Below are 12,989 nucleotides of genomic sequence, written 5' to 3'. Positions count from 1 at the left end.
CGCCATGCTAAACAATACCGGTGCGCCGGAAGGCGAGAGTTGAGGTATGGTGGGGTACGGTACTGCACGGTGTGCAGGCCGCCTGCCTCAGCAGGGATGCCCCCGGATCGTCGTGGTCCGCCTCCGGTACTGTTCATTCCTCCTTGTTATCTTTTTGACGCAGAAATGATGGCGTCAGAGGGTTAATACAACGATAAGCCTGATAAGACGGCGGCTGGCGCAGCGGTGTGCGTCGGCGTCACTTTGTTTTGCTTCGCCTCCAAAGTGACGCGCCGCCGTTTCAGGCAACCTGTTTACTGGCGCAGAGATACGCTCCGTCTAAAGAGGCGGTACCAACCTGCCTCTTACTGGCACAGGTTATAGCAGCAACAACGACCGGACTGCGTCAGAGACGCCCCCGCCGTATTGTCCGGCTTGCGGGGTTAAGGGCTTGACCAACCTGACATAGCAGCCAGGCACAGTCCTCTAAGGTCGTGGCTGTCTCGGGTGCAGTCCCAGGACTGCGGCAGTTACCGTAAAAATAGCATTGTTGATGCGATGGTCAAGCTGATTTAATCCGCATAATTCATTGATAATAAATAACTTTATTATCATGATGCAGTATGCGGTTTCATGAGCATCAGAAGATTGGGAAAATATTGTCCAGAGAATGCCGCGGCAGGAAGGATTCTTTTACATCTCTGGTGAGGCTTTCATGGATAATTATCCAGAAATGCCGCCCGCAAAGGCTCGCTAAAGCGAGCCTTTGCGGGTGTAGATTTTAATTGTTCTGATGGTTCAAACCACGCTATCTCAGCCGTACCTAAAATACTTAAACGAACAGAATTGGGTATGCAGAATGATCTAACGTACCATGCGGAATGTTACTCTGATGCCGGACGCAGCTCCTCTGGATCCAGAAACGAAAAAATATGCCAGTTCTCCCAGGCAAGAAGAAAATCAGGAAGAGCTAAACAAAACGAATTGACAGCCACAATGGCGCACTTATCTCCCTTACCCTTAAAGGCCTTTAAAGGCCCTTTAGCGAGCTTTTGCGGGCGTAGCATTATTCGAGCCAAAGTTGGCTGAAATCCGGCCATCCCAGCGTATTTAAATCCCGCCAGGTAAATGACTTCTCAGTCGCAAATTCCATCCAGTGATGCAGCAAAGGAATGACATATCGCTGGTGGGTCATCTCATGGAAAAAGGCGGCAATGGTAGCGAACGCCTGTTCATCGTCGCTGTTTAGAATCGTCGGTAACAGCGCGTTCAGGTTTTGTCGCTGGGATTCAGGCAGTCGTGTAAACAGCGCGGTGGAAGCTAGCCATTCCAGAAATGCCGGAACCGAAAGGGTATCGAGCATAAAGTTGCTGAGCCAGATATCCGCGGGAGGGCGCAGCTGGTTGTTAAAGTGGTCAAATGCGTCGATCCGTATTTCGGCGCGAATATGCCAGCGTTCAAGCAGGCGGCGAATTGCTCCGGCAAGCTCCACCAGTTCCGGTTGCTGAAAGGTGCTGATAATAACCGGCTGACGCAGGTTAAACGGCGCTGTGATCCCGCCAAAATCTACCGGGCGGTGATTCCACTGCGGCAGCATACCCTGAGCCACAGAGAGGATGCGTGCGTATTCGTCGGGAAGCTGCGTCTGGCTGAGGAGTTCGACAGGTTGCAGCAGGTAATTGATAAACCGTCTTCCGGCCTCATCTGCAAAGGCACCGTCACCGTCGAGCAGCACAAAGCAGCAGCTCTGCTCCAGACTACGCTCGTTGAGCGGGCGGTCATCCTGCACCTCTTCGCCCCGCAGCAGGGGAATAAAGCTCATGCTGATATGCTCCGGAGCCCAGGTGAAAATGGTGATCTCATCCAGTCCGGGGCGCGCCTGATGCCAGTGTTGATTGCGCCGCAAAACCATAAAATTGTCGCTGTGCTCCTGCAGGTGGAAAGCGCCGGTACAGCGGATGTGTCCGTGCTGGTAATCAAACAGCATCGTCGGCTGGGTGGCGAGCAGGCAGTCGAGCCGTCTGACCGGATGATGCGTTTCAATTACCAGATGCCAGGGGGCGTCAGCGGTAATGGTTTTGATTGGGCTGAAAATCGGCGCGAACTGCGGGCTCTGGCTGGCGGCGAGCAGGCAGCGCTGAACGGCGCTGGCATCCAGCTCACAGCCATCGGCAAAGCGGGCGGTGGATTTTAGCCAGAACTCCCAGCGGGTAAAGTCCTCGTTATGGGTCCAGTAGTGGGCGATATCGGGGACGATCCTGCCCTGAACGGCGTCATAGCGCGTCAGTCCGCTCAGGCACTGGCGCAGAAGGTGGCGTTCGGTCCGCCGCAGGGGGACGAGTGGGTTAAGCGGATCCAGATTGCGATAGTAGGGGATGCGTACCCGCGTTTCGCTGCTTTTATCCTGTACCCCAAAGCGCCACAGGCTCAGGCGATCCAGCAGATACTTGTCGTTGCCGATAAACCGCAGCACGTTGCCGTAATCCTGCTTCTCCAGCAGCTTATTGACGTTCTGGCTGAACAGCTTTTCCGGCGAGGTTAACAGATGGAGCCGTGAGCGCTTGCCGCGCCCGCGCTGGGGCTGCCAGTCGAGCCATTTTTCCTGATGCATCTTTTTTAGCGCAATACGACAATTACGCACCGAACAGCCGAAGATGGCGGCGATCTCCTGCATCTGTAATTCGTGCGTCTGACCTGCGCCGTAGCGGGCGTGCAGCCTGCGAAAATGCGCCTCGAAGATACTCATATGATGGCCTCCCGCCGAACGCGATTTCCTCTTTTATCCCTTTCTGACGGTATCTGGCGTGATTGCCCTCATAAATTTTCCGGTTTTAAGCGAAAACCGGAAATAACTTTCGTCTTTGGTTGCTGTTTTTTTAATCATTTCGGGTTCGGATACTGAAGGTGTTCGGAGCAGAACCTGCTGTTGTGCGAATCCCTGTCATAAAGACGCGCTCAGGAGATCGAGATGAAAAGATTCAACCTTCTGCAAATGTTACAAAGCATCGGGCGATCGTTAATGATCCCCATTGCCATGCTGCCTGCCGCCGGTATTTTGCTGGCTTTTGGTGTTAGCTTTCAGGATCCCAATATTGTCGCCAGCCTGCCGTTTCTCGGCACTGACGGGCTGGTTCACGTGCTGAAGCTGATGGCGGAAGCGGGCAGTGCGATTTTCGCCAACCTGCCGCTGCTGTTTGCGGTCGGCGTGGCGGTGGGACTTAGTGACGATCAGGGCATTGCCGGGCTGTCGGCGATCGCCGGGTTTTTGATTATGAACGTCACCATCGGCCAGTTTCTGGGGATCACGCCCGAATCGGTGGCGCAGGTGCGTGACTACACGATGGTGCTGGGCATCCCTTCGCTGCAGACCGGCGTGTTTGGCGGCATCATTATCGGGATTATCGCCGCCTGGCTGTATAAACGCTATTACCGCATCCAGCTTCCTTCATGGCTGGAGTTCTTCTCCGGCAAGCGATTTGTGCCGATAGTGACCTCCTTCGCCGCGCTGTTTGTCGGGCTGGTGATGGCGGTGGTCTGGCCGCCGGTTCAGCATCTGATTAATGGCCTGTCGAATACCATGACGGTGCAGGGGCCGGGCGTGTCCGCCTTCCTGTTCGGTTTTGTCGAGCGGCTGCTGATCCCGTTTGGTCTTAACCATGTCTGGTGGCCGACGTTCTGGCTGCAGTTTGGCGAGTACGTGAACAAAGCCGGGCAGGTGGTGCATGGCGACCAGCTTATCTTCTTTGCCCAGTTGAAAGATCAGGTGCCGATTACCGCCGGAACCTTTATGGCCGGGCTGACGCCGATCAAGATGTTCTGTATTCCGGCGATTGCGCTGGCGATCTACCGCTGCGCCAGCCCGGAAAACATAGCGCGTGTGAAGGGCATTATGCTCTCTGGCGCGATCACTTCCATCGTCTGCGGTATCACCGAGCCGATTGAGTTCTCCTTCCTGTTTGTTGCACCCGTGCTGTATGGCATTCACGCCGTCCTGGCGGGGCTGGTGTTCCTGCTGATGGAGTGGTTCAGCGTGCACATCGGGCTCTCTTTCTCCGGCGGGCTTATCGACTATCTCTTCTTTGGCGTTCTGCCGCGAGCGCCTCACTGGTACATGGTATTCCCGGTCGGGCTGGTGATGGGCGCGGTGTACTACGTCCTGTTTACCTTTGCCATCCGTCGCTGGAATTTGCTGACGCCGGGCCGTGAAGTCGAAGAAACCGCTGTGGCGCAGGAAAGCGAACAGAACGACCTGGTGAGCGGCATCATTCTGGCCTATGGCGGATTGGGGAATATGACCAGCATCGAAGCCTGCATGTCACGTCTGCGCATTGACGTGACGGATAAGACGCTGGTGGACAAAGCGCTGCTGAAACAGCTTGGCGCGGCGGGCGTCGTTGAGGTCGGGAACAACATTCAGAGCGTCTTTGGCATGAAATCCGACCGGCTGAAAGAGGCGATCCGCGCGATTAAAGCGCATCCGGTTTCCGGACATTGTGAACCCATACACTAAATAATTCGAGTTGTAGCAAGGCGGCAAGCGCGTGAGTTCCCGGGAGCATAGATAACTATGTGACCGGGATGAAGGCGCGCAGCCAACGTAGCAGCAACTTGAAGTATGACGTGTATACAGGGGGCAAAAATGAAACAGCTACACCACAGCGGCCTGCCGCTGTATCTCGATGATGATGGCGTAATGGCGCTGAAACCGCCGCTAAACTATCTCGGCTTTGGCCGCAAAAGCGCCGGGCAGATGGCGGTGGTTTTACCGGAGTTCACCGAAGGGCTGCGTAATGAACCGGCTTACGATGTTTATCGCGGTCTCAGCTTTGCGGAGGATCAGGAACGGCTTGCTGCTGACCAGTATCAGTACGACATCACCATCATCATGCCGGGGACGATTGGCAAGGAGCGTAAGAAAACCAGTGGCCATTATCACGGCTATAACGACACGCGGCGCAACACCCATCCGGAGGTGTATGAAGTAATTAAGGGTACGGCGGCGTATATCCTGCAAAAGTCGCCGGATTTTGCCGCCGCGCCGCAGGAGCTGGTGGTAGACGATCTTATCGTGGCCGTCGTGAAGGAGGGGCAGAGCATTATCGTGCCGCCGAATTATGGCCACTGCTCCATCAATATCGGCGACGGGCCGCTGGTGTTCAGCAATCTGGCGTATAAACCCTGTACGGTTCACTACGACACGGTGCAGTTTTACCACGGTATGGCCTGCTACATCGTGGAGGAGAACGGGCAGCTCTGCGTGCGCAAGAATCACTACTACCCGCGTGTTCCGCGCATCAAATTCGCCACCGTCAAAGAGAACCCGCATCTTGGCATCACCTTCGATATGCCGCTTTACCAGCGCTACCGCGCCGCACCGGAACGTTTTCATTTTCTGGGGCATGTCGATAACTATGTCCGGGAAATCATGGGGATGCTCCAGTATGAGGATGATTTATTCCCGCTCTGTCAGGAGGACGCATGATGGAAACGCAATCTGTTGCAGGCGTTGCCTGTAGCGACCTGAATCAGGCGATGTCGCGGATTGATGGCGCTGCGCTGGCGCGTCTGGAGCAGGCCATTGCTGACGCGAAAGCGGTATTTGTTTTTGGCGCAGGGCGTTCGCTGTTGATGCTGAAAGCTTTTGCGATGCGCCTGATGCATATCGGCCTGAAGGTGCATGTTGTCGGCGATGTGGTCACGCCTGCGCTGCAAAAAGGCGACCTGCTGTTACTGGCGAGTGCATCGGGTGAAACGGCTTCGCTGGTGAATGTGGCAACGAAAGCGAAGCAACTGGGTGGCACTGTGGCCTTGCTGACCATTTTCCCCGAGTCCACGCTGGGGAAACTGGCGGGGGTGGCGGTCAGGATCCCGGCTTATTCCGACAAACTGCCGGATGGACCCGAGAATGTGAAAGGTATTCTGCCCGGCGGCAGCTTGTTTGAAGAGGCGGTCATGGTGCTGGGTGACGCCATGATTGTGAATCTGGCGCAGTCGACGGGATATCGCTTAACCAAAGGCTTTGCGCTGCACGCCAACCTCGAATAGTCATTCGACACAAGGAAACCAACATGAAATTACAGCTTGCCCTGGACGAGTTAACCCTGCCTGAAGCGATGGTATTTATGGATAAGGTGGTTGATGACGTTGATATTATTGAAGTGGGAACACCCTTTCTTATTCGGGAAGGCGTGAACGCGATTAAAGCCATTAAAGAAAAATACCCGCATAAGGAAGTACTGGCGGATGCGAAAATTATGGATGGCGGCCATTTTGAATCGCAGCTGCTTTTCGACGCCGGGGCAGACTATGTCACGGTGTTAGGTGTGACCGACGTGCTGACGATCCAGTCGTGCATCCGCGCGGCAAAAGAGGCCGGAAAGCAGGTGGTGGTGGATATGATCTGCGTCGACGATCTCCCCGCACGAGTCCGCCTGCTGGAGGAGGCGGGGGCAGATATGCTGGCGGTACACACAGGCACCGACCAGCAGGCAGCAGGGCGCAAACCGATTGATGATTTGATAACGATGTTGAAGGTGCGCCGGAAAGCCCGGATTGCCGTGGCAGGCGGTATCAGTAGCCAGACTGTGAAGGACTACGCACTGTTAGGCCCGGATGTAGTGATTGTGGGATCAGCGATCACGCATGCGGCGGATCCGGCAGGTGAAGCGAGGAAGATTTCACAGGTGTTGTTACAGCATCACTGAGGTGAAGGCGCAGGGGGAACTCTGCGCCTGATTTCACACTTTTAAAGTTATGAGCCGGAGGTTGTCGAAACTATTAAGCAGGTTCTTCCAGATCGAACCTAACAACGTAAGCACAAGGGGACATTTCACTATTAGTGTAAAGATCTTGAGCATGTTTTACATATAGATTGCATGGCTCTCCATCTTTCCCATACTGTACAAGATAAAAATAATAGTTTTTACTGTGGTTACTTAAATTAGAAACGGTGAGTTCATTTCCTGAGAGGAAAAAACGGAATGCTCCCTCTTTTCCATCCCGGCCAATTGATTTAACTTCGATGTATCGCTCATCACCTGGGGCATTAAAAGAAAGAAAGTCGTAACCATAAGTTGGACGATTACGGCGATCATCTATTTCCTCAGCTAGTTTTGAATAGCCGAGACCGATTAGGCGGTTTTTTTCCCAGTTTAATGCATATTCTTCGCTTTTTTTGCCTATTAAATCACGATTGTCCGTTATTTCTTCGAAATTGACTTCGGGATGGTTTCTTTTTTGTGGTTTTTTAACTATCACAGCAGGAGCGCTGCTAAGATCCTTACGTATGAACTGGGCATAAAGGAAGGACATATATTTTGGATTGCTCCAGTTTCGGGTGATTTTATGCTCTAGTTTTTTCTTGAATAACAAATGTTGATATTTACTAATAAACTGTTGCTCTTTTATACCCATTTCCATAGCAATTTCTTTAAGATGATCTTTGCTGCAAATGTTTATAAAGTGTTCTGGAAAGTAAAGGCTCAATATTTTAGCCTTAAACATTTGGGATAGGGGGTTCTCGTCAATCGCTCTAAAATCTAATTCTTTCCCTGACTGTATTAGGTCTAGTAAAGCGTCTTTAACATTAGCGAAAACTTCTTTATTAGTACTATCATCATCGCCAAATTTCTGAGTAAAACGATAGCGGACGGTTGGATCTGATTTTGATTTTCCATAATAAATACCAAATTTGAGCGCCGTCGCACCTTGCATATTTGCCCATGTTCTGGTTTTTACTTCAACACAAGCACAAAATGAAGCTGTACCTTTGCCGATGACATAGTCATCAAGCGTCATTTTTTTTAGGTGATTAAGGGGGTAAAGTTGCAGAAATTGGCCGCGTGCACTTAAAGCATTATCTTCTTTGGCTGTATCGTAATCTTTTTCAAAAAAACGAAGAATATCATTAAAATTTGTAGGGAGGGACATAATAGCTCTTCTTAAAATGGTTTTTAAAGGGACATTATGAAACTCCAGCATTATAATTTGCTTGGGACTTTTTTGAAATACTTGTTGACTATTATTGGCGCAATAAACATAAATGAGAGGTTTAGCATGATACTATTGGCAGGAAGGTGAAAAAGGTCATAGCCATAAAATACCGCTATTCACCTTAATGACTAAAAAACGTACAATCGTGTGTGGGGTTTTGTTGCGGCAGGATGGAAAACATTAATATATCTGCGGGCCAAAGCCTGACGAGTGAATAGACCAGTAAGTAGAATTAGCAAAATCATATGGAACTGGCACAGGGAGCTACCCTGCGCCGTTTGTTTAAACATCTTCAGGTTTCCCGCTCTCAAGGCTGCGGTGTACCGCCTCGCAGATCCTGCTCACCGCCAGCCCGTCTTCGGCGGTGACCGGGTAGGGGGCTTTATGTCTGACCGCCCGCACAAAATCATTGATCGGGTCGATACCAAAGCCGCTGGCAACGCCGTTGCGGTAGTTGATGAAATAGCTGTTGGGCGTGAGCGTCAAGGCCGGCGTGGTGATTTCCAGCCCGCGATGTTGGGAAGTACTGCGGATATAGGTTGCCTCGCAGAGAATGTCGATGCGCCCGTCGTTGTCCTTCGGAAAGCCCTCCGGCAGCACCCATGAGTTTTCCACCCCCCACGAACTGCCGTCGGCCATTGTCAGCAGGCTCTGCACGCTGTCGAAGGTGTCGAGGCCGCATTCGACCATCAGCCGCTTCTGTCCGACGGCGTACACCGATACCACCTCCTGCCCGGAGAGGTGGCGCACCAGGTCAAAGCAGTGGGAACCGAGAAACCACACCGGGGAGCTTGCGCCCGCCCAGTTCAGCCACTGCGTCGGGACCGTTATCACGTCGTCCATGCTGATATGGCCGCGCAGGATGCATCCGGTCTCCGGATTTTCCAGTTCGGCTTTAATGCGCATTACTGCCGGGTCCCAGCGTTTGTGGAAATCGACGCCGACCAGCAGGTCCCGCTGCTGCGCCATCTCCACGATAAGCTCACACTCGCGTACTGAGGTGGCGAGCGGTTTTTCCGCCAGTACATGCTGACCGTGGCGCAGGGCGGTGAGGATGGATTCGGTATGGTACGGATCCGGTGTCGCCACCGAGACGATATCAATAGCCTCCTGCTGTAGTAACCGATCCAGTCGTGTGTAGCCCTGGATCCCGTACGCCATGGCAAGGTCGTCACAACGTTCTGTATCGGTGTCGCAGATGGCAACCAGCACGGTGTCCGGGTTATGGCGGTACGCGTTCATATGGTGTTTGCCGTAGATACCTGCACCCACCACGGCGGCTCTGATTTTGTTCATGATGATGTCCTCAGAATAAGCCCAGGGAAAACAGCCAGCCGATGATGACCGCCAGCGGCCCCGTTAACTGACGTGAGAGCAGAAAGGCAGGGACGCCCTTCGCGATGGTCTCCGGCTTCGCCTCCTGCATCGAAAGACCTACCGGCACGAAGTCGCAGCCGACCTGCACGTTGATGGCGAACAGCGCGGGCAGGGCGAAGGCCGGGGATATCGCGCCCGCGCCAATCTGGGTGCCAATCATCACGCCGATGACCTGCGAGATGGCTGCCCCCGGCCCGAGCACCGGGGAGAGAAACGGAATGCCGCAGATGAGCGACAGCAGCACCAGTCCCCACAGCGAGTTCGCCAGCGGCGTCAGGGCGTGGGCAATCAGGCTGCCGAGTGCGGTTTCCTGCACCAGGGCAATCAGCAGTGAGACAAAGGCCATAAACGGGATAACGTTGCGCAGCGACACGTCCACCGCCTCACGGCTGGCGGCAAACAGCAGGGCGATAACGTGTCCGACGGCGGTGCCGGTACGCTCGACCATGCGAACCAGTTTTTCCGCGCCACGTGCAGGCGGCGGAGTGGTGATAATCCGTGGTGCCGTGACAGACACTGGCTCCGGTTCACCGTCCGGCGCTTCGGCCGTATCCACCAGAACCAGTTGCTCTATCGTCACGCCGGAGACGTAGTTATCCTCGCTAATAAACTGCGCCAGCGGCCCCGCGCGCCAGGTGGGCAGCACATTGATGGTCGGGATGCCCTTCTGCGGATACAGGCCGCAGCGCAGGGACCCGGCGCAGTTAATCACCACGCACAGGATGTCGTTATCAGGCGGGATATCGGAGAAGCCGTTCACCACTTCCGATTCAGTGAGCGCACCGATTTCTATCGCCACCGGATGAATCTCGCGCCCGGTCAGTGACAGCACCTTTTTGCCGCTGGCAACGGGCAGCCAAAGCCCTTTACCGTAGCCGCCGGGACCGGGAGGAATAAGTACCGTGTTCATGGCCGTCCCTCCTCAATCACCAGATTGCCGTGCAGGTCATGGAGTTTCGGCACCGGGCCGGAGAGATGAATCGCCCCGGTGTGGCAGGGCTTCAGGTCACCGTCAAACACCAGCGTCAGATGACCGAGTTCAAACAGCGCCTGCTGTACCCCCTTGCCGACGGCAGTCACCAGATAATCATGCCCTGCCAGCAGCAGGCGGTCGCCGGGGAGTATCATCAGGCTCTCTTCCCGGAACGACGGCTCCAGCGACAGCGAGTAATCGAGACAGTCCTTCGGCCCGTTGCTGTCGAAGGTGATGAGCATCTTGTCGGTGAGGCCGTCGGCGACAAACAGCCCGATGGCAGTAATACGTGCGCAGTAAATCATCATGGCGCATTCCCCCGCCTGCTGAGCCGCAGGAACAGGTACTCGGTGATAATCCCGCGTATCAGGCCAATTAGCATGGCGGCGGCGATATAGCGCAGCGCCAGTGAAGTAACGGGCAGACCGAGTGCCTTAACCCCCGCAGCCACGCCGAGCCAGACAAACAGCTCTGATGGCACTACGTGGGGAAACAGGCTGGTGAGGGGATGGGCGGTGGTGCCGAGCGCATCTTCATAGCCGGGTTTACTCTTCTCAGGTAAGAGCTTACCGAGCGTCAGCGCGCCGGGGCTGCTCATAAAGAACCAGCCGAGCACCGGCAACACGCCGTAGGTGAGAATGCGCGAGCGGCCGAGCAGGGCAGCGACCTTCTCCATTCTGACGGTACCGACCAGCTTCATCAGGAAATTGATGGCCAGCAGCAGGCAGATGAGCATCGGGATAAGCCCGGTCATCATGTCGAGAAAGATTTTGCCTGCGGCCTGGAACAGGTGGATAAAGCCTTCAGCCAGGGAGACCAGAAACATGGCGGCCTCCTGCGAGTGGTGCGATGGTGCATGGTTGTGGTTCGGTGTGCATAAACAACTCTCCTGTCAGGTGTCGTTGGTTAATGCGTCCTGCCACTCACAGCGCGGGTCGTTATGTCCCGGAGTTGTCGGTTGTTGTCATCGGGTGAAGCGGTTTTCGGGGTTCACGTTTGTTACTGGAATTGAGGTAACGGCCGGGCCAGATTTCTGATGGATGCATGTCGAGCGCGATGGCAATCAGCCACTCGCCTTTCGGCCACGGGCGCGTCAGGGTATTCGACAATGTTGACGAGGCCAGTCCCGCTTCCCGCGACAGCTTCGCCAGACTGGTACCGCGCTTGTGTAAGGCGGCAACGATGTCGGCGGGGTGCCAGTCTTTGGTTGTTGACTTTTTCATCGGTTTTCTCTTTTTAACCGTGATAAATCACGCAATTCTTGAATATTGCTCTAAATGTAATCAAAATTCAAGTAATACATGAATAGGTAAGGGAATGCCTGAAGATGGTTGCTGCCCAGAGAGGGATAATTCCTGCATGTTCAGGTGCAGGATTGCAATCGTGATTGGTAAAAGATTAAAGATTTCAAGAGTCAGGGCTGATCTGACGCAAGCGGAACTGGGTGCACTCGCTGGGCTGGATGAAGAATCCGCAAGCGCGCGTATCAGTTCGTATGAAAAGGAAGTCCATGCACCCGATTTCAAACTCGTCTGTAAGCTGGCAGCAGCGCTTGATGTACCGGAAGCGTATTTTTATGCTGTTGACGATGAGCTTGCAGAATTGATCCTCCAGTATCACCGTTTTAAGAAAAATAACCCCGGAAGTACATTGATATTGTCTGGTAATATATGAGGTTATTTGCATTGATTGTTCATCCACTCGTGTTTTTATTTAATAAAACAATGGGTTATATTTAATTTTAATGAAGGTGGTTTTTTTTCTGAAAAATACACCATTTCGGTATTGAAACGGTGTATTTCGCTATTTTTTTTTGAATGTAATTTATTAAATATTATGGCTATCTATTAAGCCCGAAAGTTCGTTATAAATATTTGTTCTTTGAAATGCAGTTGCTGAGTATGCTATTCTTAAATGTGATTCAACTTTTTCTTGAGTTATATTCTTATCACGGGAAAATTCTGAGTGAAAGGCCATCATGGTGATATACGTAAAGTCATGTCCATTGCAAACATATTTATAATCTGCTTGTTTGTTATAAAGTAATTGGTACTCTTTTTTCAAAAAATTGAAATCACAGTGTGGAGGTTTTCGAGGACTTCTGTCGAGGATGTGCTGAATGTAATTATCTATGTCTATATTCGCACTAAAGTCCACAAAGGTTATGAAGTTATCGTATTTCATTCCTTTAAACATTAACAATAAATTATTTTTGAAATTAAGCCATTTTAGTATTCCTATTTTGTAAGTCACGTCAATTATAGATTCTTTAAGATTATTTCGTATATCTTCAAGAGTATGTATTCTAAGTATACTTGTCTTTAAGAACTCAGAAATAAATTTGTCAAATGAACCACCTTCTATTAACATCATTTCGAGATCGTGACAGTCCGTAAAATGAATGTTTTCGTAGCTGTTACCTTCTAAAATATCAAAGTCAGCATCGCATAAACCATATACGTTTTGTTTTCCATGAGAGCGCAATAATTGCACAGCATTTATTACTTCTGGTTTACCACTACACGGCGAATCATAATGGATTCTCTCATCTGCAAAATGAGTATTAAGAAATCTAATATCACTTTCTCCTTCTAGAGTGAAAAAAATCTTCCTGCTATATTTTGGTGATCTAAAAAGCAAAAGCATTCCAGATATCCAGTCTGAAACA

General features: G+C 52.2%; 13 protein-coding genes and 12 other annotated features. Of the genes, 5 read left to right on the top strand and 8 right to left on the bottom strand.

Translation table 11 applies throughout. The features are described from left to right. Positions 1-1,045: 1,045 nt before the first annotated feature. Positions 1,046-2,730, bottom strand: a protein-coding gene (locus tag STM2759) for a putative dipeptide/oligopeptide/nickel ABC-type transport systems, periplasmic component (protein NP_461686.1). Within the gene, positions 1,046-2,725 belong to an annotated coding region; the region does not span the whole gene. Beyond that, positions 2,725-2,730 (bottom strand) — a ribosome-binding site (putative RBS for STM2759; RegulonDB:STMS1H002837). Its footprint overlaps the gene before it by 6 nt. A gap of 209 nt (positions 2,731-2,939) precedes the next feature. Next, positions 2,940-2,945, top strand: a ribosome-binding site (putative RBS for STM2758; RegulonDB:STMS1H002836). Between STM2759 and STM2758 the strand changes: the two genes are divergently transcribed. The 4 genes from STM2758 to STM2755 all read left to right on the top strand — a co-directional run bounded on the left by STM2758 (position 2,940) and on the right by STM2755 (position 6,683). Continuing rightward, the gene (locus STM2758; RefSeq protein ID NP_461685.1) for a putative phosphotransferase system IIC component occupies positions 2,940-4,489 on the top strand. Within the gene, positions 2,948-4,489 belong to an annotated coding region; the region does not span the whole gene. Its footprint overlaps the feature before it by 6 nt. 122 nt (positions 4,490-4,611) lie before the next feature. Continuing rightward, positions 4,612-4,617, top strand: a ribosome-binding site (putative RBS for STM2757; RegulonDB:STMS1H002835). Then, positions 4,612-5,461 (top strand): putative cytoplasmic protein gene (locus tag STM2757; RefSeq protein NP_461684.1). Within the gene, positions 4,619-5,461 belong to an annotated coding region; the region does not span the whole gene. (Overlaps the previous feature by 6 nt.) After that, positions 5,453-5,458: a ribosome-binding site (putative RBS for STM2756; RegulonDB:STMS1H002834), on the top strand. (Overlaps the previous gene by 6 nt.) Continuing rightward, positions 5,453-6,024, top strand: a protein-coding gene (locus STM2756) for a putative sugar phosphate aminotransferase (protein ID NP_461683.1). Within the gene, positions 5,461-6,024 belong to an annotated coding region; the region does not span the whole gene. Before STM2757 ends, STM2756 begins: the two co-directional genes overlap by 9 nt. Positions 6,025-6,040: 16 nt before the next feature. Beyond that, positions 6,041-6,046, top strand: a ribosome-binding site (putative RBS for STM2755; RegulonDB:STMS1H002833). Then, positions 6,041-6,683, top strand: a protein-coding gene (locus STM2755) for a putative hexulose 6 phosphate synthase (RefSeq protein NP_461682.1). Within the gene, positions 6,048-6,683 belong to an annotated coding region; the region does not span the whole gene. (Overlaps the previous feature by 6 nt.) Before the next feature lie 73 nt (positions 6,684-6,756). On the opposite strand, the gene STM2754 is transcribed toward STM2755, so the two are convergent. The 6 genes from STM2754 to STM2749 all read right to left on the bottom strand — a co-directional run bounded on the left by STM2754 (position 6,757) and on the right by STM2749 (position 11,548). After that, complete coding sequence (locus STM2754) at positions 6,757-7,959, bottom strand: putative hexulose 6 phosphate synthase (protein NP_461681.1); 1,203 nt, start codon at positions 7,957-7,959, stop codon at positions 6,757-6,759. A gap of 294 nt (positions 7,960-8,253) precedes the next feature. Continuing rightward, the gene (locus STM2753) for a putative dehydrogenase (protein NP_461680.1) occupies positions 8,254-9,274 on the bottom strand. Within the gene, positions 8,254-9,267 belong to an annotated coding region; the region does not span the whole gene. Next, positions 9,269-9,274: a ribosome-binding site (putative RBS for STM2753; RegulonDB:STMS1H002832), on the bottom strand. Its footprint overlaps the gene before it by 6 nt. Before the next feature lie 3 nt (positions 9,275-9,277). Beyond that, positions 9,278-10,266, bottom strand: a protein-coding gene (locus STM2752) for a putative PTS enzyme III glucitol (RefSeq protein ID NP_461679.1). Within the gene, positions 9,278-10,258 belong to an annotated coding region; the region does not span the whole gene. Beyond that, positions 10,255-10,636 (bottom strand): putative PTS enzyme III glucitol gene (locus STM2751; protein NP_461678.1). Within the gene, positions 10,255-10,629 belong to an annotated coding region; the region does not span the whole gene. Before STM2751 ends, STM2752 begins: the two co-directional genes overlap by 12 nt. Further along, positions 10,261-10,266: a ribosome-binding site (putative RBS for STM2752; RegulonDB:STMS1H002831), on the bottom strand. Its footprint overlaps the gene before it by 6 nt. Beyond that, the gene (locus tag STM2750; protein NP_461677.1) for a putative PTS system glucitol/sorbitol-specific enzyme II occupies positions 10,626-11,155 on the bottom strand. Within the gene, positions 10,626-11,147 belong to an annotated coding region; the region does not span the whole gene. Before STM2750 ends, STM2751 begins: the two co-directional genes overlap by 11 nt. Continuing rightward, positions 10,631-10,636: a ribosome-binding site (putative RBS for STM2751; RegulonDB:STMS1H002830), on the bottom strand. It overlaps the preceding gene by 6 nt. Further along, positions 11,150-11,155: a ribosome-binding site (putative RBS for STM2750; RegulonDB:STMS1H002829), on the bottom strand. Its footprint lies within the gene STM2750. A gap of 104 nt (positions 11,156-11,259) precedes the next feature. Beyond that, the gene (locus STM2749) for a putative cytoplasmic protein (RefSeq protein ID NP_461676.1) occupies positions 11,260-11,548 on the bottom strand. Within the gene, positions 11,260-11,544 belong to an annotated coding region; the region does not span the whole gene. Then, positions 11,543-11,548, bottom strand: a ribosome-binding site (putative RBS for STM2749; RegulonDB:STMS1H002828). (Overlaps the previous gene by 6 nt.) A gap of 85 nt (positions 11,549-11,633) precedes the next feature. Beyond that, positions 11,634-11,639: a ribosome-binding site (putative RBS for STM2748; RegulonDB:STMS1H002827), on the top strand. Here STM2749 and STM2748 point away from each other — a divergent pair. Beyond that, positions 11,634-11,995 (top strand): putative transcriptional regulator gene (locus tag STM2748; RefSeq protein NP_461675.1). Within the gene, positions 11,639-11,995 belong to an annotated coding region; the region does not span the whole gene. (Overlaps the previous feature by 6 nt.) Positions 11,996-12,148: 153 nt before the next feature. Here STM2748 and STM2747 read toward each other — a convergent pair. Beyond that, positions 12,149-12,973, bottom strand: a protein-coding gene (locus tag STM2747; protein ID NP_461674.1) for a putative cytoplasmic protein. Within the gene, positions 12,149-12,967 belong to an annotated coding region; the region does not span the whole gene. Beyond that, positions 12,968-12,973: a ribosome-binding site (putative RBS for STM2747; RegulonDB:STMS1H002826), on the bottom strand. (Overlaps the previous gene by 6 nt.) Positions 12,974-12,989 lie beyond the last annotated feature (16 nt).

The sequence above is a fragment of the Salmonella enterica subsp. enterica serovar Typhimurium str. LT2 genome (genome assembly GCF_000006945.2).
GTDB classification, from domain to species: domain Bacteria; phylum Pseudomonadota; class Gammaproteobacteria; order Enterobacterales; family Enterobacteriaceae; genus Salmonella; species Salmonella enterica.
Note: the sequence above shows the minus strand (reverse complement) of the source record. Positions and strands in the feature narration are given on the sequence as shown.